A 21,731-nucleotide genomic window follows, 5' to 3' on the forward strand; every position below is an offset into this window, starting at 1 on the left:
CGATCATGACTCGGCTGCCCGACGGACGACTGATCCCGCACCCTCGCGCCGGTGAGCGCGACGCGCTCGAGGAGTGGCTGGACTTCCAGCGCGACACCCTCGCCCTGAAGTGCGCGGGCCTCACCGACGAGCAGGCGCGGCGCCCGTCCGCCGAGCCGTCGACGCTCACCCTGCTCGGGCTCGTACAGCACCTGGCCGAGGTGGAGCGCAACTGGTTCCGGCGGATTTTCGCCGGCGAGGAGCTGCCCCCGGTGTACGGCGAGGACAACGCCAGCGGCTACGTCCTCTCCCCGGACCGGACCCTGGACGACGCCCTGGCCACCCTCCGGGCCGAGATCGCCGCCGCCCGCGCGGCCGTCGCCGACGCCTCCCTGGACGACACCGGCCACCACCTCAACGAGATGGAGCGCGGCTATGTCGGCGACGACGGCGTGGCCCTGCGCTGGATCCTCCTCCACATGATCGAGGAGTACGCCCGCCACAACGGCCACGCCGACCTGATCCGGGAGCGCATAGACGGCGCCGTGGGCACCTGAGGGCCCTTCTGACACCACCCCGCGCGCCCGCCAGATTCGATCTGGCGGGCGCGCCGGCGTTTCTGGCGCCTTATGGATGAGCGGTAATCCCGAGCGTCCGGAGGTGTCCGATGGGCAGCACAGCAGCCGAAGCACCGCTGCGGGTCGCCTGCATCGCCGGCAGCACCCGTGAGGGGCGCAGCGGCACGGACGTGGTGCGCTGGTTCGCCGGCGTGCTGGCGGAGCGCGAGGACCTCGGGGCGACCATGGTCGACCTGGCGGACTTCGACTTCCCGGCGCGCTATCCGCGGCAGCCGACGCCGGAGATGCGCCGCTTCACCGCGGAGCTGGCCAGGGCGGAAGCCTTCGTGGTCGTCACGCCCGAGTACAACCACAGCTTCCCGGCCTCGCTGAAGCAGGCCATCGACTACGGCTACGACGAGTGGCACGCCAAGCCCGTCGGGTTCGTCTCGTACGGCTGCGGCTCCTGCGGTCTGCACGCGGTGGAGCAGCTGCGGGCCGTCTTCACGGAGCTGCACGCGGTGACGGTGCGCGATGTCGCCGGCGTCGACCTCTTCGGCACCGACGACGGCCGCCGCGACCGCACCGCGCACGCACTGCTCGACCAACTGGCCTGGTGGGGGCGCGCCCTGCGGGACGCCCGGGCGGCCCGGCCGTACGTCGCCTGACAAAGATGGAATGGAGATCACGGACATGCATAAAACGAACACATCGGGCCCGGCGATCGAGACCGCCGGTCTCGTGAAGGTCTTCGGGGAGACCCGGGCCGTGGACGGGGTGGATCTCACCGTGCCGCGCGGCACGGTCTACGGCGTCCTGGGGCCCAATGGCGCCGGGAAGACCACGACGGTGCGGATGCTGGCCACGCTGCTGCGGCCGGACGGCGGCGAGGCGCATGTCTTCGGGCACGACGTGGTGCGCGAGGCCGATGCGGTACGCAGCCGGGTCAGCCTCACCGGGCAGTACGCCTCGGTGGACGAGGACCTGACCGGCACCGAGAACCTGATCCTCCTCGGGCGGCTGCTCGGCCACAGCTCCAGGGCGGCGGCTATGCGCGCGGCGCAGCTGCTGGAGGCCTTCGGCCTGACCGAGGCTTCCGCAAAGCAGGTCAAGAACTACTCGGGCGGCATGCGGCGCCGCATCGACATCGCGGCGTCCATCCTCAACACCCCTGACCTGCTCTTCCTGGACGAGCCGACGACCGGCCTCGACCCGCGCAGCCGCAATCAGGTGTGGGACATCGTGCGGGCGGTGGTCGCGCAGGGCACGACCGTGCTGCTCACCACCCAGTATCTGGACGAGGCCGACCAGCTCGCGTCCCGTATCGCCGTCATCGACAAGGGCAAGGTCATCGCCGAGGGCACCAAGGGCGAGCTGAAGGCCTCCGTCGGCGCCGGGTCCGTCAATCTGCGGCTGCGGGAGGCGGGCCAGCGGCAGCAGGCGGTCGAGCTGCTCACCCGCGTGCTGGACGCGCAGGTGCAGCTGGAGCCGGACCCGGTGGCGCTGACCGCCAGGGTCGGCACCGGCAGTGGCGAGCAGGCCGCCGAGCAGGCGTCCCGGGCGCTGGGTGAGCTCGCCCGGGCGGGCATCACCGTCGACAACTTCGCGCTGGGCCAGCCCAGCCTGGACGAGGTCTTCCTCGCCCTCACCGACCGTACGGCAGCAGCTTCCGCATCCGAGGAAGGAGTCGCGGCATGACCACCGCCACACAGACCCAGACCACCGATGAACTCGCCCCGGTGACCAGCGAGTCGCTCGCCGAGGTGCTGATCGCCAAGGAGCGACCGCCACGGCCCAGTCCGTGGTCCGCCTCCGTGACGTTCGGCTGGCGGGCCATCCTGAAGATCAAGCATGTGCCCGACCAGCTCTTCGACGTCACCGCCTTTCCGATCATGCTGGTGCTGATGTACACGTACCTCTTCGGCGGCGCGCTGTCCGGGTCGCCGACGGAGTATCTGCAGCGCTTCCTGCCGGGCATCCTTGTGATGAGCGTCGTTATGATCACGATGTACACCGGCGTGGCGGTCAACACGGATATCTCGAAGGGCGTCTTCGACCGCTTCCGTACGCTGCCGATCTGGCGGCCCGCCCCGATGGTCGGCTATCTGCTCGGCGATGCCATGCGCTACGTCGTCGCCTCGCTGGTGATGCTCGTGGTCGGGCTGATCATGGGCTTCCGGCCGGACGGCGGGGTCGGAGGGGTGCTGCTCGGGGTGGCGCTGCTGATCGTCTTCGCCTTTGGGTTCTCCTGGGCGTGGACGATGTTCGGGCTGCTGCTGCGCAGTGAGAAGTCGGTGATGGGCGTCGCCATGATGGTGATCTTCCCGTTCACCTTCCTCAGCGACATCTTCGTCGAGACCAGCACCATGCCGGGCTGGCTGCAGGCCTTCGCCGACAACAACCCGATCACGCACCTGTCGACCGCCGTCCGCGAGCTGATGCACGGCGGCTGGCCGGCCGCCGACATCGCCTGGTCGCTGGGCTGGGCCGGGCTGTTCGTGGCGGTCTTCGGGCCGATCACGATGCGGCTGTACGCGCGCAAGTGAGGCGACCGTGAAGCAGAGCCCGCCCCTGGGTACGGGGGCGGGCTCGCGGCATGCGTACGGCCTTGTCGCGTGCGTGCCCGCCCTCACAGCCGCCAGCGCCCCGCCTCACCCGCCTGCGGCTGATACGCGCAGGTGCTGCCCGTCGACACCGCCGCCGTCAGATGCGCGGCCAGCTCCGGATGTACGGCCGCGAGCTTGCGGATCGCGTCCCGGATCCGGCCGGTGACCGCCTTGCGGGCCCGCTCCGCCTCGTCGCCGAGCCGCCGGCTGCGCCCGCCGAGCCCGGCCGCCGTCCGCAACTCGTCCAGCAGCGCGGCCCGCTCCTTGTCGTACTCCGCGGCCCGCGCCTCGTCGCCGCGCGCTGCCGCCCGGTCGATCTCGTCGTCCAGCCGGTCGAGCCGCGCCTTGTACTGCGCCTTGGCCTCGTCGTCCAGCACCGGGTCGCCGCCCAACCGGCGGGCGGCGACCGCCTCCTCGCCGCCCTCGGGGCTGAGCAGCCGGACGGCGGGGATCTCCTCGCCGGGGCGGGCGATGAGCTGGTGCATGTCGCGCAGGCCCTTGGCGTCCGGGAGGCGGATGGTGCGTCCTTCGTACGAGAGCGTCCAGACCTGGCCGTCATAGCGGAACTCCCGGTCCGCGGGCGGGTCCTGCGGCCGCGGGGGAGCGGCCTCGGCGGGCGGCGCCTCCAGGTGCCGCATGCCGAGCTCGGCCGCCTCCCGCGCTACCTCCGCCCGCAGCGCGGCCGCCTGCTCCGCATCGCCGGGCCCGCCGCGGGCGGCGAGCGCGTGGGCCAGGCCCGCGGCCGCCTCTACGGACCAGGTGCGCGAGCGCAGCCGGTCGGCGGCCCGGCGGGCGGCGGTGAAGCCCGCGACCGCGTCGTCCCAGCGCTCCTCGGCCGCGTCCAGCAGCGCCAGCCAGTGGTCGACGGGGCCGCTGACGTCCCAGCCGAAGAGCGCGACCAGCCACTGGCCTTGCAGCGGTGCGAGCCCTTCCCGGGCGCGCGCGGCCAGGCGCGGGTCGCGGGCCGCGGCGGCGGTCTCCGCGAGCAGCCGCAGCCACAGCGGGCGGCGGCTGCGGTCGTGCTCGGGGCCGTCCGGGGCGTACTCGGCGAGCAGCCGGCAGGCCGGCTCCAGGTCGCCGCGGCGTACCGCCGTGAGCGCCCGGGCCAGGCGCCGGCTCGGGTGCCGCGCGCCCGCGACGGCGTCGAGGACGCCCTCCGCCTCCGCATACCGGCCCTGCAGCATCCGCAGCGCCCAGTGGTGGTGGCTGAGCATGCTCGCGGTGAACTGCTCGTGCTCATGCTCGCGGCTGGTGTCCTGGGCCTGGTGCAACAGCTCCTCGGCGCGGCCGAAGTCGCCCTGGAAGGCCTCGACGATGGACTCGTCGATCACGCCGGTGTGCACCAGCAGCGGGCGGTCGCTGCGCCGGGCGACCTCGGCATAGCCGCGATAGCCGTCCAGGAAGCGCGGGTCGCCCAGCTCCAGCAGCGCCACCCAGCGCAGGGCGGCGGCGAAGTGCTCCTCCTGGGTGTCGCCGGTGCGGCGGGCGATGGCGGCCAGCTCGTCGGTGAGCGCGACCCGTTCGGCCGCGGTGCCCGGGCCCCAGATGGCGTGGTGGCGGCTCCACAGCCCGAAGCCGAGGGCGTCGTCGTCGGAGCCGCGCCGGGCCCGTACGGCCAGCGCGACGCTCAGCTCGGCGGCGAGCCGGTCGGCGGCGGCTTCGTCAGGCGCGGACGGATCGCCCGCTTTCCGGCCGCCGGAGCCGCGCTCGCCGACGAGCGTGGCATGCGCCTCCTGCAGCAGCTCCCTGCCCCAGCCGGCGCGGCCGGGCGGCGGGCCGTGGCCGCCCCAGGCGCTGTACACCGACAGCGCCGCCCGCCCGAAGAGGTCGGGATCGTCCGCCGCGCGGGCGTCGCGGACCGCGTCCTGCAGCACCGCCCGGCCCTCCTCGGCCATCCCGGCGTGCAGCAGCTGCTCGCCCAGCGCGATCCCGGCCAGCACCCGCTCACCCGGCGGCCCGGCCGCGGCCAGCTCGTACACCCGGCGCAGGTGGGTGATGGCCTCCTCGACGGCGATCCGGCCGACGGCGTCCCGAGCGGCAGCGCGCAGCAGCACGATGGTCCGCTCGCGCGCCAACTCCTCGCCCGCCGCCCAGGCATGCCGCGCCCGGTCGGCGGGGAGCACCATGTCGGCCAGGCCCGGGGCCTCGTCCAGGGCGCGTACGACCGCGGCATGGCGGCGCCGCAGCTCCGCCTCGTCCAGTGCGTCCCGCAGCGTCTCGCGCACCAGGTCATGGGCGAAGGCGTACATGCCGCCGCCGCGCGCCACCACCAGCCGGGCCGCGACCGCGGCCTCCAGCAGCCGGTCGGTGTGCGCCACCGGGGCGCCGACGGCGGCGGCCAGCACCTGCCGGTGGAACTCCCGGCCCAGCACCGCCGCCATGGTCAGCAGCTCGGCCACCGGCGGCGGCAGCAGGTCCAGGCGCCGCCGCAGCGCGTCCCGCACCCCGGGCGCGATCGCGTCGGCGGAGCCGCCGGCCGCCCACAGCCGGGCGGTCTGCTCGACGAAGAACGGATTGCCGCCGGTGCGCCGGTGCACCTCGGCGACCAGTCCGGCGGCGGGCTCCCGTCCGGCCGTACGGGCCATGAGCCGGCCGGTGCCGTCGGCGTCGAGGCCGGTCAGGGTGACATTGGCGCCCTTGGCGGTCAGCGGCGCGATCAGCTCGCGCAGCGGATGCCCGGCGGCGTCGGTCTCGGCGTCGCGGTACGTGCCGATCAGCAGCAGCCGCTCGAACCAGGTGTGCTGCGCGGCGAACTCCAGCAGCCGGAGCGAGGCCGGGTCGGCCCAGTGCAGATCGTCGAGGACGACCACCAGCGGATCGCGCTGCGCGACCGTGACCAGCGCGCTGGTCACCGCGTCGTACAGCCGGAAGCCGTCGCCGCTCTCGGTGGGCAGGCCGCTGCCCGCGCCGAGCAGCGCCCCGAGCTCATTCCCGCCGGCCTGCCGCGCCTCCTCCCAGCCGTCGCCGCCGGCGCCGCGCCGCAGCGCGCGCACCACCTGCGTCCACGGCCAGTAGCCCGGCGCGCCGTCCCAGCAGGAGCCGCTGAGCACCAGCGCGCCCTGCTGCCGCGCCTCGGCGACGGCGTCGGTGACCAGCGCGGTCTTGCCGATGCCGGCCTCGCCCGCGACGAGCACGAGCCCGCCGTGGCTGGTCGCCGCGCGGTCGATGGCGGCGCGCAGGATGCCGGCCGGGTGGTCGCGGCCGATGAGCGCGGATGACATGGCCCCACTCTGGCATGCGCCACCGACAGCGCCCGGGGCGATCGGCACAGGTCCTGGACGATCCGTAGCAGGACGCGCCGCGTATTCTCCGCCCTGGACAAACGACGAAGCGGGTCCCTGGCCCTACGGTGGGCAACAGCACCCGAATACGGATCAAACTCGCGACCCGGAGGCGGAGAACACCGTGGCTACCGCACACCCCTTCTGGCTGGCCGGCCGCCAAGCAACCGGCGATGACACCCTGGACGTCACTTCCCCCTGGGACGGCCGTCTCGTGGGCGCGGTGAGCGTCCCCACCCAGGCGCAGGTCGAGGAGGCGATCGTCGCGGCCGACGCCGTCAAGGACGAGTTCGCCGCGACCCCCGCGCACGTACGGGCCAACGCCCTCGACCACATCTCGCGCCGGCTCGCCGAGCGCACCGAGGAGATCGCCCGGCTGATCTCCGCCGAGAACGGCAAGCCCATGAAGTGGGCCCGCGGCGAGGTCGGCCGCGCCGTCTCCGTCTTCCGCTTCGCCTCCGAGGAGGCCCGGCGGTTCAACAGCGGCGACGCCCAGCGCCTCGACACCGACCCGGGCGGCGTCGGCCGGCTCGCCTTCACCCGGCGCTTCGCGCGCGGCCCGGTGCTCGGCATCGCGCCGTTCAACTTCCCGCTGAACCTGTGTGCGCACAAGGTCGCCCCGGCCCTCGCCGTCGGCACGCCGATCATCCTGAAGCCGGCGCCCGCGACCCCGCTCTCCGGCCTGATGATCGGCGAGCTGCTCGCCGAGACCGACCTGCCGGCCGGCTCCTGGTCCGTGCTGCCCGTAGCCAATGAGCACATGGAGCAGCTGACCCAGGACGAGCGCCTCCCGGTCGTCTCCTTCACCGGCTCCGAGAAGGTCGGCTACGCCATCCTCGACACCATCCCGCGCAAGCGCGTCACCCTGGAGCTGGGCGGCAATGGCGCGGCGATCGTGCTCGCCGACTTCTCCGCCGAGAGGGACCTGGACTGGGCGGCGCAGCGCATCGGCACCTTCTCCAACTACCAGGGCGGCCAGTCCTGCATCTCCGTCCAGCGGGCGATCGTGGACTCCTCGCTCTACGACGAGCTGGTCCCGCGCATCGTCAAGGCCGTCGAGAAGCAGGTCACCGGCGACCCGTCCGACGACGCCACCGACGTCGGCCCGCTGGTCAGCGAGGACGCCGCCAAGCGCGTCGAGGCGTGGGTCGACGAGGCGGTCAAGGCCGGCGCCACGCTGCTCACCGGCGGCAAGCGCGACGGCGCCTCGTATGCCCCGACCGTGCTCGCGGACGTGCCGCATGACGTGAAGGTCTCCTGCGAGGAGGTCTTCGGCCCGGTGCTGACCGTGGCGAAGGCGGACGGCGAGGAGGCGGCGTACGCCATCGCCAACGACTCCAAGTACGGCCTGCAGGCGGGCGTGTTCACGCACGACGTGCAGACGGCCTTCCGGGCGCAGCGGGCGCTCGAGGTCGGCGGCGTGATCGTCGGCGATGTGCCGTCGTACCGCGCGGACCAGATGCCGTACGGCGGCGTGAAGCAGTCCGGGGTCGGGCGCGAGGGCGTGAAGTTCGCGATGGAGGACTACACGTACGAGCGGGTCATGGTCCTCACCGGTCTGGACCTGTGAAGTATGTGACGAGGGCCTGACAATGTGACGGTTGTCCCTCTAGGGTGCTCGGCGTCTCGAACCGCCGCTTCCCCTGGGGGGACTTCCGCATGCTCAGGCGTAGATCGGTCCGTTACGGCGGATTGCTCACGGGTCTCGTAGCCCTGCTGGCCGGCCTGCTCTTCAGCCAGGCCTCGACCTCCTCGGCCGCCGTGCCGAAGCCCGTCATCAACGGCCCGGTCTTCAACGACCCGCTCGGCACCGCGGCCCAGCAGTCGGCGAACTTCACCCAGCTGATCCAGCTCATCAACGCCACGCCGGCGGGCGAGTCCATCAAGGCGTCGATGTTCGAGCTGGAGGACAAGGCCGTAGCGGACGCGCTGGTGGCGGCCAAGAACCGCGGCGTCTCGGTCAAGCTGATCGTGGACGACAACACCCGCGACAAGGGCAGCGCCGCGTACGCCGCCCTGAAGAGCGCCCTGGGCGCGAACGACGCCGCCGGCTCCTGGATCGTCGTCTGCGACGACAAGTTCGAGGACGACGACGGCGTGGACGACGTCAGCCGCGGCTGCGCCTCCGTCCCGCCGCCCAACCCCGCCTACAACCACAACAAGTTCTTCATCTTCTCGAAGATCTCCGGCTTCTCGGACGGCACCAGCTACTCCAAGGTCGTCTGGCAGTCGTCCTCGAACCTCAACGACTGGTACAAGGTCGAGTCCTACAACGACTCCGTCACCTTCGTGGACCCGGTGGTCTACGACGGCTACGCCAAGTTCCACGAGGACGAGCGCCGGCTGCGCGGCTCGGCGAGCGGCGACAACACGTACTACTGGTCGACGCCGACCGGCTCCGCGTACCGCGCCTACTTCTTCCCGCGCGGCGACGCGAACTACAACAACCCGGCGACCGACACCATCGTCAACACCCTCAACGAGGTCTCCTGCTCCTACACCGGCACCGACGGCAAGAAGCACCAGACGGACATCCGGGTGGCGATGTTCCAGTTCCTCGGCTCCCGCAAGCAGGTGGCGAACAAGCTCGCCGAGCTGCGCGGCAAGGGCTGCTGGATCGACGTCGTCTACAGCGAGGGCGACGCGACGGTGAAGGGCATCCTCGACGGCGCCGGCATCCAGAGCCTGGCCTGCAGCTTCAACAACGGGCCCGGCATCGATGTCCGTACGCACACGAAGTTCTGGCTGCTCGACGGCGACTACAACGGCTCGATCACCCCGCGGGTCTACACCGGCAGCCACAACTGGACGGGGTCGGGGCTGCGCTCCGCGGACGAGGCGATGGTGCGGATCACCGGGGCGGACTACCACGCGAAGTACCTGTCGTACTTCTACAAGATCCGCGACACCTGCAAGGAACGCTCGTAGGGCTTATTCTGCCGATATGTCCGCTAGAGGAAACAAGCGCCGCGCGCGCAAGAAGAAGAACGCCAACCACGGCAAGCGCCCGAACGCCTGATCTGTGCGCACGGGCTGGTGCACCCACCGCGAATCGGGTACATACGGACGAGTAGCACTCTCCGGTAACCCCATCGGCGGCGAGGTGAGCTGAGCTCATGACCGAGGTGCAAGAACCCGCGAAAGTATCCGAGAAAGAGGCGCGACAGGTCGCGGAGGCGGCGCGTGAACAGGACTGGCGCAAGCCCAGCTTCGCCAAGGAGCTGTTCCTGGGCCGCTTCCGCCTCGACCTGATCCACCCGCATCCGCTGCCTACGGACGCGGCGGCCGAGCGCGGCGAGGAGTTCCTCGCCAAGCTCAAGGACTTCTGCGAAACGAAGATCGACAACGCCCGGATCGAGCGCGAGTCGCAGATCCCGGACGAGACGATCAACGGGCTCAAGGAGCTCGGCGCCCTCGGCATGAAGATCGACACCAAGTACGGCGGCCTCGGCCTCACCCAGGTGTACTACAACAAGGCGCTCGCCCTCGTCGGCTCCGCGAACCCCGCGGTCGGCGCGCTGCTCTCCGCGCATCAGTCGATCGGCGTACCGCAGCCGCTGAAGATCTTCGGCACGGAGGAGCAGAAGGAGAAGTTCCTGCCCCGCTGCGCCCGTACGGACATCACCGCCTTCCTGCTCACCGAGCCGGACGTGGGCTCGGACCCGGCGCGGATGGCCTGTGCGGCCGTCCCGGACGGCGATGACTACATCCTCGACGGCGTGAAGCTGTGGACGACGAACGGCGTCGTGGCTGACCTGCTCGTCGTCATGGCCCGCGTCCCCAAGTCCGAAGGCCGCAAGGGCGGCATCACCGCCTTCGTCGTCGAGGCCGCCTCCGAGGGCATCACGGTCGAGAACCGCAACGCCTTCATGGGTCTGCGCGGCATCGAGAACGGCGTCACCCGCTTCCACCAGGTCCGAGTCCCGGCGGCGAACCGGATCGGCCCGGAGGGCGCGGGCCTGAAGATCGCCCTGACGACCCTGAATACGGGCCGCCTGTCCCTGCCCGCCCTCTGCGCCGGCGCCGGCAAGTGGTGCCTGAAGATCGCCCGCGAATGGGGCGCGGTGCGCGAGCAGTGGGGCAGGCCCGTAGCCAAGCATGAGGCCGTCGGCTCGAAGATCTCCTTCATCGCCGCGACGACCTTCGCGCTGGAGGCGGTGCTGGACCTCTCCTCCCAGATGGCCGACGAGGACCGCAACGACATCCGCATCGAGGCCGCCCTCGCCAAGCTCTACGGCTCCGAGATGGCCTCGCTGATGGCGGACGAGCTGCTGCAGATCCGCGGCGGCCGCGGCTACGAGACAGCGGCGTCACTGGCCGCCCGCGGCGAGCGGGCGGTGCCGGCGGAGCAGGTGGTCCGCGACCTCCGCATCAACCGGATCTTCGAGGGCTCGACGGAGATCATGCACCTGCTGATCGCCCGCGAGGCGGTGGACGCGCACCTGAAGGTGGCAGGCGACCTGATCGACCCGGACAAGACCCTGCAGGAGAAGGCGAAGGCGGGCATGCAGGCCGGCGGCTTCTACGCCCGCTGGCTGCCGAAGCTGGTCGCGGGCAAGGGCCAAGTCCCGCGCACGTACGCCGAATTCCACCCGGCGGGCCACCAGGACCTCTCCACCCACCTCCGCTTCGTGGAGCGCAACGCCCGCAAGCTGGCCCGCTCGACCTTCTACGCGATGTCCCGCTGGCAGGGAAAGATGGAGACCAAGCAGGGCTTCCTGGGCCGCGTGGTCGACATCGGCGCGGAGCTCTTCGCGATGAGCGCGGCGTGCGTACGAGCAGAGCTCCTCCGCTCGGGCGACGACCACGGCCGCGAGGCCTACCAACTGGCGGACGCCTTCTGCCGGCAGTCCCGCATCCGCGTGGACGAACTCTTCGGCCGCCTCTGGAACAACACCGACGACCTGGACCGCAAGGTCGTCAAGGGGGTGCTGGGCGGCGCGTACACCTGGCTGGAGGAGGGCGTGGTCGACCTCTCGGGCGAGGGGCCGTGGATCGCGGACGCGACACCGGGGCCGTCGGAGAAGGAGAACCAGCGACGGCCGATCCGCTGAGGCCGTCAATCCGCCGTGGCGGTCACTCAGCGTGATTCCATGCGCGAGTGAAGACTACACACCGTAATCAGTCGCGTCGGGCCGTCATCGCGACGGCAGCGGGAGCGGCGGCCGCCGGACTCGCTGCCGTCCCCGCCCGTGCCGCCTCGCCCGACGGCTCCCCTTCCCGACGGCAGGAGCAGCCGGACGTCCCCGTGCTCCAGGCCGACGCCGAGCGCCTGCGCCTGAAGCTGCCCGGTGAGGCCGTCGCGCTGCGGCTGAGCACCACCGTCGAGGAGCCGTTCACCGTGGAGGTGGCCAGCACCACCGGCCGTACGACCGTGGGCACCCGTCGCGGGGAGCGGTGGCAGGGGGAGTCCGCGAGCGTTCGCGTCTCGGCTCAGCGTCCCGCGGTCGTCTGGGTGGTGCCGGTGGAGACCGGTGAGCCGGGTGAGTACGCCGACCAGCTCGACGTCAGCTCCCCGCACGACGGCATGACCGTCGATGTATGGATCGAGCCGACCGGCGGCGAGTGGCGCCGTGCGGGAGAGGGCGGCAAGGAGCTCGACCTCGGGATCGTCGGCGTGCACGCCGCGCTGCTCCGCAACGGACCCGGGCAAGAGGTCATCTACTGGTCCTCGCCCCGGCAGCGCAAGGCCGACGGCTCGCCCAAGGAGGATCCGGGCCGGCGTGGGCAGTGGCTCTGGAACATCTACGGTCTCGACGACATGGAGGCCCGCGGGCTCGACCCGGACACCCTCCTCACCCGCGACCGGATCATGGACGCCAATGGCGGGCCGCCCCGGCAGAACATCTTCTGCGGCGGCGCCGCCCACCTCCCGGACGGCCGGCTCCTGGTCGCCGGCGGCCACGTCATCCCGCCGGAGATGGCGCACGAGGGCCACAGCAGCAATGGCGGGCACCTGCACATCTACGACCCGGCCGAGCTCGCGGGCTGGGAGCAGATCGAGCAGCCCATGAGCCAGGTGCGCTGGTATCCGACGGTGACCTGCCTCCCCGACGGCCGGATGCTGATCACCTCCGGCTCCCGGAAGGTGCTCGAAGGCAACGGCAACGACGGTGACCCCGACGGCTTCTGGACCTCCTCGGGCAATAGCTACGAGATCTACGACCCGGCCACCGGCACCCTCGTCGACCTCCCGCCCGTCCGCCTCATCGACACCGAACGGCTCGGCAAGGGCGAGTCGCTCGCCACCTACCCGCACGTCTGGGCGCTGCCCCGCGGCGGCTCCGGCACCGCCGTCGCCCTGGTCGAGTCCAACCGCGCCTGGCTGTACGCGTACGACCCCCGCGCCGAGCGCCCGCTGGAACGCGCCGAGGCCGTCTACCGCATGCGCACCCGCGGCTCCCGCAGCTACCCCACCTACGGCTCGCACGTGCTGCTGCCGCTCACCGCCGACTCCCCGTACGCCCGGATCCTCGCCGTCGGCGGCCAGCACGAGTCGCAGACCGACCACCGCACGTTGAATGCCGACCAGCCCGCCACCGCCACCGCCGAGATCCTCGAACTCGACACCGCCGCCGACCTCGCCGCCCAGCGCCGCTGGCGGCGCACCGGCCGCATGGCACACCCGCGCGTGCTGTGCGACACGACGCTGCTCGCCGACGGCTCCGTGCTGGTCAGCGGCGGCTCGGAGCGCGGCTGGGGCGATATGAACAGGGACGAGGTGCGGCAGTCCGAGCTCTTCGACCCGGCCACCGAGCGCTTCACCCCGGCGGCGAGCAATCTCACCGACCGCCGCTACCACTCCTCCGCCGTGCTCCAGTCCGACGGCACCCTGCTGAAGGCGGGCAGCACCGGCGGCTTCGGCGGCGAGCGGATGCCTGGCGACAAGGGCTACAAGTGGGTGTCGGTGCACACCGACGCGGAGCGCTACTACCCGCCGTACCTGTGGCGCGGCCCGCGCCCGGCCCTGGACGCGATCGCCACGCACGACGGTCAGGACGTGCTCCGCTACGGCCGCGCCTTCACCCTCGACGCCTCCGGTACGAGCCTCGACGCCCGCGCCCGTGTCTCCCTCGCCCGCCTCGGCTCCACCACCCACGGCAACGACATGGACCAGCGCTACGTCTGGCTCCACGTCGCCGCGAGCGAGGAGACCGACGCCGGCCGCCGCCTCACCGTCGCCGTGCCGCGCAACCCGGCCTCGGCGCCGCCCGGCGACTACCTGCTGTTCGTCGTGGACGCCGCCGGCGTGCCGTCCGAGGGCCGGATGGTCCGCCTGGCGCCCTGACCCGCGTACCCGAAAAGGCGCTACTCCTTCTCGAGGATCGACTTCAGCTCGGACATCATCATCGTCCAGCCGCCGCTGACGCCCTCGAGCATCTTGGAGTCGGCCGAGGTGAAGCCGTCGTGCGTGATCGTCAGCTTTACGCCCGCCTCCGGCACCTCGGCCGGCTCGATGTCGAAGGCCACCTTCGAGCGCTCCTTTACGGCCTCCGCGAACTCCGCGTCGCTCATGCCGAACATCTCCTGATGCATCGGCTGCAGCGTGTGCCACGTGTACGCGAGCCGCTTGCCCGGCTCCGACTCGGTGACGACCTGGCCGAGGTCCTGCGGCTCGCCGCCGTCCTCGACCGGCCACAGCACCTTCGAGCCGACCTGCCAGTCGGAGGACGGGGCGTAGCCGCCGTGGTACTGCTTCAGGAACTCCGGGCTGGTCAGGCCCTCCCAGAGCTTCTCGGGCGTGGTGTGGATGTAGATCGTGTAGACGTACTCGGGCTTGCTCATCGCCGTTCCTTCCAGGGCGTTCTTCAGGTTGCCGAGCGCCGCCATCCGGCCTCGCTCGTACTGGCCGATCCAGCGGTCGGCGATCTCGTGGATGGGGACGGGGTTGAGGTAGTGCAGCTTTTCCCGGCCGCGTTTTACGGCGCTGACCAGGCCCGCGGCCTCGAGCACCGCCAGGTGCTTGCTCACCGCCTGCCTGCTCATCGCCAGCCCCTCGCAGAGCTCGCGCAGCGTCTGGCCGTTCCGCTCGTTCAGCCGGTCCAGCAGCCGCCTGCGACTCGCGTCCGCGAGCGCCTTGAACACCTCATCCATCAGCACCGACCCCCTCCACTCCAGATTGGCAACCAAATGGTTGCCTGTCAATCCGGCGGGCGGTGCTGGCCGTACCGCCGCCACGCGACACAATGGACGCCATGACCGACCGTCCAGCGCCCCTTGCTGACCCCCGTCTGCTCCCGCCCGCCACGCCCGACGGCGGCCCGCGGGAGATCGTGATCCTCGGCTCGACCGGCTCCATCGGCACCCAGGCCGCCGACATCGTGCTGCGCAACCCGGACCGCTTCCGGGTCACGGCGCTGTCCGCGGCCGGCGGCCGGGTCGCGCTGCTGGCCGAGCAGGCGCGGCAGCTGGGGGTCCGTACGGTCGCGGTCGCCGACGCGAGCAAGGCGGACGATCTGCGCGAGGCGCTCAAGGCGGAGTACGGGACCTCGGAGCCGCTGCCCGAGGTCCTCGCCGGCCCCGACGCCGCCACCGAGCTGGCCGGCTCCGAGTGCCACACCGTCCTCAACGGCATCACCGGCTCGATCGGCCTGGCGCCCACCCTCGCCGCCCTCGAAGCAGGCCGCACCCTCGCGCTCGCCAATAAGGAGTCGCTCATCGTCGGCGGCCCGCTCGTGAAGGCCGTCGCCAAGCCCGGCCAGATCATCCCGGTCGACTCCGAGCACTCCGCCCTCTTCCAGGCGCTGCTCGGCGGCACCCGCGCCGAGGTGCGCAAGCTCGTCGTCACCGCCTCCGGCGGGCCCTTCCGAGGGCGTACGCGAGAGCAGCTGGAGGCCGTAACCCCGGAGCAGGCGCTCGCGCACCCCACCTGGAGCATGGGCCCGGTCGTCACGATCAACTCCTCCACCCTGGTCAACAAGGGCCTGGAGGTCATCGAGGCGCATCTGCTCTTCGACGTGCCCTTCGACCGCATCGAGGTCGTCGTGCATCCGCAGTCCTATGTGCACTCCATGGTCGAGTTCACCGACGGCTCCACCCTCGCGCAGGCCGGGCCGCCGGACATGCGGCTGCCGATCGCGCTCGGCATGGGCTGGCCGGACCGGGTGCCGGAGGCCGGGCCGGCCTTCGACTGGAGTACGGCCTCGACCTGGGAGTTCTTCCCGCTCGACGAGCAGGCGTTCCCGTCCGTTCCGCTCGCCTGCCACGTAGGCTCGCTGGGTGGCACCGCGCCGGCGGTCTTCAACGCCGCCAATGAGGAGTGCGTGGCCGCTTTCCTCGATGGCAGGTTGCCGTTCAACGGAATCATGGACACTGTGACGGACGTCGTCACCGAGCACGGCACCCCGGCCACGGGCTCTATTGTTTCAAGAGGGCGCCTCACGGTCGCCGACGTCCTTGAGGCGGAGAGCTGGGCGCGGGCGCGCGCCCGGGAGCTCGCAGGAATTGAGCAGACGGCGGAGGCCCGCGGATGACCACCTTCATGACGATCCTCGGCATCGTCGTCTTCGCCGTGGGCCTGCTGGTCTCCATCGCCTGGCATGAGCTCGGCCACCTCTCCACGGCCAAGATGTTCGGCATCCGGGTGCCGCAGTACATGGTCGGCTTCGGCCCGACGATCTTCTCGCGCAAGAAGGGCGAGACGGAGTACGGCATCAAGGCCATCCCGCTCGGCGGCTACATCCGCATGATCGGCATGTTCCCGCCCGGCAAGGACGGGAAGCTGCAGGCCCGGTCCACGTCCCCGTTCCGCGGGATGATCGAGGACGCCAGGGCGGCGGCGTACGAGGAGCTGAAGCCCGGCGACGAGACCAAGCTCTTCTACACCCGGGCCCCGTGGAAGCGGGTCATCGTGATGTTCGCGGGCCCGTTCATGAACCTGATCCTCGCGGTCGTGGTCTTCATGGGCGTGATGATGACCTTCGGCATCACCACCCAGACCACGACGGTCGGCGCGGTCTCCGACTGCGTGCTGCAGCAGTCCGTGGTGTCCAAGGACCCCGACCGCAAGTGCACCGACAAGGACCCGGCCGCGCCCGCCAGGGCCGCGGGGCTGCAGAAGGGCGACAAGATCGTCGCCTTCAACGGCGACAAGGTCGGCGACTGGGACGACCTGCAGTCCGACATCCGCGGCACCATCGGCAAGGCCACCGTCACGGTCGAGCGCGACGGCAAGCAGCTCGACCTGCACGCCACCCTGATCAAGAACCAGGTCGCCAAGACCGACGGCCGCGGTTCGTACGTGGACGGCGAGTACGTCAACGCGGGCTTCCTCGGCTTCACCCCGGCCCGCGGCGTCGTCCAGCAGGACTTCGGGCAGTCGGTGGAGCGGATGGGCGACATGGTCGCCAACGGCGTCGACGCCCTCATCGCGCTGCCGTCGAAGATCCCCGACCTGTACAACGCCGCCTTCAACGGCGGCGAGCGCAAGGACGACTCCCCGGTCGGCGTCGTCGGCGCGGCCCGGGTCGGCGGCGAGGTGCTGAACCTGGACATTCCGCCCGAGCAGCGGGTCGCCTCCATGCTGCTGCTGGTGGCGGGCTTCAACCTGTCGCTGTTCCTGTTCAACATGCTCCCGCTGCTGCCGCTCGACGGCGGGCACATCGCGGGCGCGCTGTGGGAGTCGGTGCGGCGGCAGGCGGCGAAGGTGTTCCGGCGGCCGGATCCCGGCCCCTTCGATGTCGCGAAGCTCATGCCGGTGGCGTATGTGGTGGCCGGGATCTTCATCTGCTTCACGCTGCTGGTGCTGGTAGCGGACCTGGTCAATCCGGTAAAGCTCACGGGTTAGCCGGGCTGCGTCCGCTCATGTCGCAGTTCGTCCACAGATCCAGTGATGTTCTAGGTGGCGAGTTCTTCCGGCCACCGGCGTGACGTAACCTCGAAGGCTGAGCCCGCTCGCCCAGGGCCGTAGATTCGAATGCTTGGGGTTGCCGCCAGATGACTGCTGTTTCGCTCGGTATTCCGTCCGTGCCGCTGAAGCTCGCCGACCGTCGCGTCAGCCGGAAGCTGCAGGTCGGAAAGGTCGCGGTGGGCGGAGACGCCCCCGTCTCCGTCCAGTCGATGACCACGACGCGGACCTCCGACATCGGTGCCACGCTGCAGCAGATCGCGGAGCTGACGGCGTCGGGCTGTGAGATTGTCCGGGTCGCCTGCCCGACGCAGGACGACGCGGATGCGCTGCCGGTGATCGCGAAGAAGTCGCAGATCCCGGTGATCGCCGACATCCACTTCCAGCCGAAGTATGTGTACGCGGCGATCGACGCCGGGTGCGCCGCGGTCCGGGTGAACCCGGGCAACATCAAGAAGTTCGACGACCAGGTCAAGCAGATCGCCCAGGCCGCGTCCGCGGCCGGCACCCCGATCCGGATCGGCGTCAATGCCGGCTCGCTCGACCAGCGGCTGCTGGCGAAGTACGGCAAGGCCACCCCCGAGGCGCTGGTGGAGTCGGCGCTGTGGGAGTGCTCGCTCTTCGAGGAGCACGGCTTTAGGGACATCAAGATCTCGGTGAAGCACAACGACCCGGTGGTCATGGTCAACGCCTACCGGCAGCTGGCCGCCCAGTGCGACTACCCGCTGCACCTCGGCGTGACCGAGGCCGGTCCGGCCTTCCAGGGCACCATCAAGTCGGCGGTCGCCTTCGGCGCGCTGCTCAGCGAGGGCATCGGCGACACCATCCGGGTCTCGCTGTCCGCGCCGCCCGCGGAGGAGTGCAAGGTCGGCATCCAGATCCTGGAGTCCCTCGGCCTGCGCCAGCGCCGCCTGGAGATCGTCTCCTGCCCGTCCTGCGGCCGCGCCCAGGTGGATGTCTACAAGCTCGCCGACGAGGTCTCCGCCGGTCTCGACGGCATGGAGGTCCCGCTGCGCGTCGCGGTCATGGGCTGCGTCGTCAACGGCCCGGGCGAGGCCCGCGAGGCCGACCTCGGCGTCGCCTCCGGCAATGGCAAGGGCCAGATCTTCGTCAAGGGCGAGGTCATCAAGACCGTGCCCGAGTCGAAGATCGTGGAGACCCTCATCGACGAGGCCATGAAGATCGCCGAGCAGATGGAGAAGGACGGCACGCTCTCGGGGGAGCCGCAGGTCAGCGTCAGCTGAGCGGCTCCGTTACGGCCTCGTTGCGACGCGCGCGTAAGCCCTTCGTGCAGGTAAAGTGCGGCTGTGTTGACGACCGGTGAGACCCGGGTCCTGGAACCCGGCGACCTCGATTACGCCCGCGCGGTGCTCGACCGCGATCCGGTCGCCAATGCCTTCGTCGCCGCCCGGGTGGAGTCCGCGGGCCTCGACCCCTGGCGCCTCGGCGGCGAGATGTGGGGCTGGTACGACGCCGAGGGCAAGCTGCAGTCGCTGTGCTACGCGGGCGCGAACCTGGTGCCCGTATGCGCAGAACCCGCGGCGATCCGCGGCTTCGCGGAGCGCGCGCTGCGGGCGGGGCGGCGGTGCTCGTCGATCGTCGGGCCCGTCGGGCCCACGAGCGAGCTGTGGGCGCTGCTGGAGCCGAGCTGGGGCCCGGCGCGGGAGGTGCGGGCGCACCAGCCGCTGATGGTGACCACGGAGCTGCCGGCGGACATCCGGCCCGATCCGCTGGTGCGCAGGGTCCGTAAGGACGAGATGGAAATGATCATGCCGGCGTGCGTGGCCATGTTCACCGAGGAGGTCGGGGTCTCGCCGATGGCGGGGGACGGCGGGCTCATGTACCAGGCGCGGGTGGCCGAGCTGGTCGGCTCGGGCCGCTCCTTCGCCCGGGTCGAGAACGGCCAGGTCGTCTTCAAGGCGGAGATCGGCGCGGCCACGTCCCACGCCTGCCAGATCCAGGGCGTGTGGGTGGCCCCCGAGCACCGGGGAAGGGGCCTCTCCGAGACCGGCCTCACGGCGGTGCTGCGCTTCGCGCTGCGCGAGGTGGCGCCGGTGGTGAGCCTGTACGTCAACGACTACAACACCACGGCCAGGGCCGCGTATCGACGGATCGGCTTCCGCGAGGTCGGCGCTTTCATGAGCGTGCTTTTCTGAGCCTGCCGGGGCGGTAGCATGCGCGCTCATGGACGACGTCGTCATCGGCCCCCTGGACCTCGCCGCCCGCGTCGATGACGCGCTGGCCGTGCAGGCGCTTGCGTTCGGTCTCACCGATGACGAGATCGGGGTGCGGAGGCACGTCGTGCTGCGGCACGCCGCCAATGCCGGGGTGCGCTCTCTTGGGGCCACCACCGCCGAGGGGCGGCTGGCCGGATTCGTCTACGGGATGCCCAACAACCGGGTCTACTGGTGGTCCACCGTCGTCCAGCCCTATCTGCGGGACACCGGCGGCGAGCGGTGGCTCGATGACGCCTTTGTCATCACCGAGTTGCACGTTCACCCGGCATTCCAGAAGCGCGGGATCGGGCGGCGGCTGATCACCGAGATCACGGACGCGGCGGTGGAGCCGAAGTCGATCCTGTCCGCGATCGATGTGGAGAGCCCGGCCCGGCGGCTGTACCGGCAGCTCGGGTATCAGGACCTCGCACGCAGGGTGATCTTCCCGTCCGCGCCCGCGCCGTATGTGGTGATGGGGGCCGAGCTGCCGCTCAGCCGGTGATACCCGTTTTTGGCGCGCGCCCAGGTACCGATAATCTCCCCGCATGAGCACCGCACCGCGCGTCCAGCGCATGTCCCGAATGATGCTGAAGACCCTGCGCGACGCCCCGGCCGACGCCGAGACCGCCAGCCACAAGCTGCTGGTCCGCGCCGGATACGTGCGCCGCGCCGCCGCCGGTGTCTACACCTGGCTGCCGCTCGGCAAGAAGGTGCTCGAGAACGTCACCCGCGTCGTACGGGAAGAGATGGACGCCATCGGCGCTCAGGAGGTGCTCCTGCCCGCCCTGCTGCCGCGGGAGACCTACGAGGCCAGCGGGCGCGCCGATGAGTACGGGGACCTGCTCTTCCAGCTGCAGGACCGCAAGGGCACCGACTATGTGCTCGGGCCGACGCACGAGGAGCTGTTCACGCAGGTCGCGCAGGAGCAGATCTCGTCGTACAAGGACCTGCCCGCGATCCTGTACCAGATCCAGACGAAGTACCGGGACGAGGCGCGGCCGCGGTCGGGAATTCTGCGCGGGCGCGAGTTCCAGATGAAGGACTCGTACTCCTTCGATGCGAGCGATGAGGGGCTGGACGCCTCGTACGCCCTGCACCGCGCCGCCTACCAGCGCATCTTTGAGCGGCTCGGACTCGACTACCGGATCTGCTCGGCGATTTCGGGCGCCATGGGCGGGTCGGCGTCCGAGGAGTTCCTGGCGCCCGCTCCGGCCGGCGAGGACACCTTCGCCGACTGCCCGGCGTGTGACTTCGCCGCCAATACGGAGGCGGTACGGACCGAGGTCGCCGCCGTCGACGGCTCGGCGCATGGGCCCATCGAGGAGCTCGACACCCCGGACACCCCCACCATCGAGACGCTCGCCGAGCACCTCGGCGTGCCCGCCTCCGCGACGCTGAAGAACCTGCTGGTGAAGGTGGACGGCGAGATCACCGCGGTCGGCGTGCCCGGCGACCGGGAGGTGGACCTGGGCAAGCTGGCCGAGCTGCTGGCGCCCGCCGAGGTCGACATCGTCACCGCCGAGGACTTCGCCGGGCGGCCCGACCTGGTGCGGGGGTACGTGGGGCCGCAGGGGCTGCAGAAGGTCCGCTACCTCGCCGACCCGCGGATCGCGCCCGGGACCGCCTGGATCACCGGGGCCAACAAGCCCGACACGCACGCCAGGAATGTGGTGTGCGGGCGGGACTTCGAGGTCGACCAGTACGTGGATGTCGTGGTCGTCCAGGACGGCGACCCGTGCCCGAAGTGCGGGGCCGGGCTGCGGCTCGACCGGGCCATCGAGATCGGGCACATCTTCCAGCTCGGCCGGAAGTACGCGGACACCTACCGCTTCGACGTGCTCGGCAAGGACGGCAAGCCGGCCCGCGTCACCATGGGCTCGTACGGCATCGGGGTCTCCCGGGCCGTCGCCGCGCTCGCCGAGCAGACCAGCGACGAGAAGGGGCTGTGCTGGCCGGCCGAGATCGCCCCGTACGACGTGCACGTCGTCGCGGCCGGGAAGGCCGTGCAGATCGAGGCGGCGCTGGAGGTCTCGGAGCGGCTCGCGGCCGCGGGGGTGCGGGTCGTGGTCGATGACCGGGCCGCGTCGCCGGGCGTGAAGTTCACCGACGCGGAGCTGATCGGGGTGCCGCGGGTGCTCGTGGTCGGGCGGCGGATCGGGGACGGGATCGTGGAGCTCAAGGACCGCCGCGCGGGCACGAGCGAGGAGCTGGAGCTGGATGAGGCCGTGCGGCGGCTGACGGCGTAA

Annotated in this window: 17 protein-coding genes; 15 read left to right on the forward strand and 2 right to left on the reverse strand. The window is 71.2% G+C overall.

Features of this window, described 5'->3' with window-relative positions:
* Positions 1–5: 5 nt before the first annotated feature.
* From ACNNMR_RS32670 to ACNNMR_RS32685, 4 genes are all read left to right on the forward strand, one after another.
* Entirely contained in the window at positions 6–536 is a 531-nt protein-coding gene (locus tag ACNNMR_RS32670) for a DinB family protein (RefSeq protein ID WP_419998293.1), read from the forward strand.
* A gap of 110 nt (positions 537–646) precedes the next feature.
* Positions 647–1,204 carry an NADPH-dependent FMN reductase gene (locus ACNNMR_RS32675; RefSeq protein ID WP_419998294.1) on the forward strand — a complete coding sequence of 186 codons (558 nt, stop codon included), beginning with the start codon at positions 647–649 and terminating at the stop codon, positions 1,202–1,204.
* 25 nt (positions 1,205–1,229) lie between these two features.
* Positions 1,230–2,234 (forward strand): ATP-binding cassette domain-containing protein, encoded by a 1,005-nt coding sequence (locus tag ACNNMR_RS32680; protein WP_419998295.1) that lies wholly within the window; start codon positions 1,230–1,232, stop codon positions 2,232–2,234.
* Complete coding sequence (locus tag ACNNMR_RS32685) at positions 2,231–3,082, forward strand: ABC transporter permease (RefSeq protein ID WP_419998296.1); 852 nt, start codon at positions 2,231–2,233, stop codon at positions 3,080–3,082. The genes ACNNMR_RS32680 and ACNNMR_RS32685 overlap by 4 nt, the downstream gene beginning before the upstream one ends.
* A gap of 83 nt (positions 3,083–3,165) precedes the next feature.
* On the opposite strand, the gene ACNNMR_RS32690 is transcribed toward ACNNMR_RS32685, so the two are convergent.
* Positions 3,166–6,363: an AAA family ATPase gene (locus ACNNMR_RS32690; RefSeq protein WP_419998297.1), complete on the reverse strand. Its 3,198-nt coding sequence runs from the start codon at positions 6,361–6,363 to the stop codon at positions 3,166–3,168.
* 184 nt (positions 6,364–6,547) lie between these two features.
* Here ACNNMR_RS32690 and ACNNMR_RS32695 point away from each other — a divergent pair, with 184 nt between their 5' ends.
* The 5 genes from ACNNMR_RS32695 to ACNNMR_RS32715 all read left to right on the forward strand — a co-directional run bounded on the left by ACNNMR_RS32695 (position 6,548) and on the right by ACNNMR_RS32715 (position 13,711).
* Complete coding sequence (locus ACNNMR_RS32695) at positions 6,548–7,993, forward strand: aldehyde dehydrogenase family protein (protein ID WP_419998298.1); 1,446 nt, start codon at positions 6,548–6,550, stop codon at positions 7,991–7,993.
* Positions 7,994–8,082: 89 nt separating this feature from the next.
* Complete coding sequence (locus ACNNMR_RS32700; protein WP_419998299.1) at positions 8,083–9,351, forward strand: phospholipase D-like domain-containing protein; 1,269 nt, start codon at positions 8,083–8,085, stop codon at positions 9,349–9,351.
* 16 nt (positions 9,352–9,367) lie between these two features.
* Complete coding sequence (locus tag ACNNMR_RS32705; protein WP_420000560.1) at positions 9,368–9,442, forward strand: 50S ribosomal protein bL37; 75 nt, start codon at positions 9,368–9,370, stop codon at positions 9,440–9,442.
* A 97-nt stretch (positions 9,443–9,539) separates the two neighbouring features.
* Positions 9,540–11,477 (forward strand): acyl-CoA dehydrogenase family protein, encoded by a 1,938-nt coding sequence (locus tag ACNNMR_RS32710; RefSeq protein ID WP_419998300.1) that lies wholly within the window; start codon positions 9,540–9,542, stop codon positions 11,475–11,477.
* A 47-nt stretch (positions 11,478–11,524) separates the two neighbouring features.
* A complete protein-coding gene (locus tag ACNNMR_RS32715; RefSeq protein WP_419998301.1) occupies positions 11,525–13,711 on the forward strand; it encodes a galactose oxidase-like domain-containing protein in 2,187 nt (728 codons plus the stop codon).
* 20 nt (positions 13,712–13,731) lie between these two features.
* Here ACNNMR_RS32715 and ACNNMR_RS32720 read toward each other — a convergent pair whose 3' ends face one another.
* Positions 13,732–14,517 carry an ArsR/SmtB family transcription factor gene (locus ACNNMR_RS32720; RefSeq protein WP_419998302.1) on the reverse strand — a complete coding sequence of 262 codons (786 nt, stop codon included), beginning with the start codon at positions 14,515–14,517 and terminating at the stop codon, positions 13,732–13,734.
* A gap of 101 nt (positions 14,518–14,618) precedes the next feature.
* Here ACNNMR_RS32720 and dxr point away from each other — a divergent pair, with 101 nt between their 5' ends.
* From dxr to ACNNMR_RS32750, 6 genes are all read left to right on the forward strand, one after another.
* The gene (dxr, locus tag ACNNMR_RS32725) at positions 14,619–15,896 is read left to right on the forward strand and encodes a 1-deoxy-D-xylulose-5-phosphate reductoisomerase (protein ID WP_419998303.1); all 1,278 of its coding nucleotides are present in this window, start codon (positions 14,619–14,621) and stop codon (positions 15,894–15,896) included.
* Positions 15,893–17,209, forward strand: a complete 1,317-nt coding sequence (locus ACNNMR_RS32730; protein WP_419998304.1) for a M50 family metallopeptidase — start codon at positions 15,893–15,895, stop codon at positions 17,207–17,209. The genes dxr and ACNNMR_RS32730 overlap by 4 nt, the downstream gene beginning before the upstream one ends.
* A gap of 149 nt (positions 17,210–17,358) precedes the next feature.
* A complete protein-coding gene (ispG, locus tag ACNNMR_RS32735) occupies positions 17,359–18,513 on the forward strand; it encodes a flavodoxin-dependent (E)-4-hydroxy-3-methylbut-2-enyl-diphosphate synthase (RefSeq protein WP_419998305.1) in 1,155 nt (384 codons plus the stop codon).
* A gap of 63 nt (positions 18,514–18,576) precedes the next feature.
* Positions 18,577–19,425 (forward strand): GNAT family N-acetyltransferase, encoded by an 849-nt coding sequence (locus ACNNMR_RS32740; protein ID WP_419998306.1) that lies wholly within the window; start codon positions 18,577–18,579, stop codon positions 19,423–19,425.
* Between the two features lie 28 nt (positions 19,426–19,453).
* Positions 19,454–19,987, forward strand: a complete 534-nt coding sequence (locus tag ACNNMR_RS32745) for a GNAT family N-acetyltransferase (protein WP_419998307.1) — start codon at positions 19,454–19,456, stop codon at positions 19,985–19,987.
* 43 nt (positions 19,988–20,030) lie between these two features.
* The gene (locus tag ACNNMR_RS32750) at positions 20,031–21,731 is read left to right on the forward strand and encodes a proline--tRNA ligase (RefSeq protein WP_419998308.1); all 1,701 of its coding nucleotides are present in this window, start codon (positions 20,031–20,033) and stop codon (positions 21,729–21,731) included.

This window comes from Streptomyces boninensis (assembly GCF_048572725.1).
In the GTDB taxonomy this organism is placed as follows: Bacteria; Actinomycetota; Actinomycetes; order Streptomycetales; family Streptomycetaceae; genus Streptomyces; species Streptomyces boninensis.

What these genes read in the sequence shown, in the direction of transcription:
- ACNNMR_RS32670 (WP_419998293.1), top strand. Translation starts at nt 6, where the DNA reads ATGACTCGGCTGCCCGACGGACGACTGATCCCGCACCCTCGCGCCGGT.
- ACNNMR_RS32675 (WP_419998294.1), top strand. Translation starts at nt 647, where the DNA reads ATGGGCAGCACAGCAGCCGAAGCACCGCTGCGGGTCGCCTGCATCGCC.
- ACNNMR_RS32680 (WP_419998295.1), top strand. Translation starts at nt 1,230, where the DNA reads ATGCATAAAACGAACACATCGGGCCCGGCGATCGAGACCGCCGGTCTC.
- ACNNMR_RS32685 (WP_419998296.1), top strand. Translation starts at nt 2,231, where the DNA reads ATGACCACCGCCACACAGACCCAGACCACCGATGAACTCGCCCCGGTG.
- ACNNMR_RS32690 (WP_419998297.1), bottom strand. Translation starts at nt 6,363, where the DNA reads ATGTCATCCGCGCTCATCGGCCGCGACCACCCGGCCGGCATCCTGCGC.
- ACNNMR_RS32700 (WP_419998299.1), top strand. Translation starts at nt 8,083, where the DNA reads ATGCTCAGGCGTAGATCGGTCCGTTACGGCGGATTGCTCACGGGTCTC.
- ACNNMR_RS32710 (WP_419998300.1), top strand. Translation starts at nt 9,540, where the DNA reads ATGACCGAGGTGCAAGAACCCGCGAAAGTATCCGAGAAAGAGGCGCGA.
- ACNNMR_RS32720 (WP_419998302.1), bottom strand. Translation starts at nt 14,517, where the DNA reads ATGGATGAGGTGTTCAAGGCGCTCGCGGACGCGAGTCGCAGGCGGCTG.
- dxr (WP_419998303.1), top strand. Translation starts at nt 14,619, where the DNA reads ATGACCGACCGTCCAGCGCCCCTTGCTGACCCCCGTCTGCTCCCGCCC.
- ACNNMR_RS32730 (WP_419998304.1), top strand. Translation starts at nt 15,893, where the DNA reads ATGACCACCTTCATGACGATCCTCGGCATCGTCGTCTTCGCCGTGGGC.
- ispG (WP_419998305.1), top strand. Translation starts at nt 17,359, where the DNA reads ATGACTGCTGTTTCGCTCGGTATTCCGTCCGTGCCGCTGAAGCTCGCC.
- ACNNMR_RS32745 (WP_419998307.1), top strand. Translation starts at nt 19,454, where the DNA reads ATGGACGACGTCGTCATCGGCCCCCTGGACCTCGCCGCCCGCGTCGAT.
- ACNNMR_RS32750 (WP_419998308.1), top strand. Translation starts at nt 20,031, where the DNA reads ATGAGCACCGCACCGCGCGTCCAGCGCATGTCCCGAATGATGCTGAAG.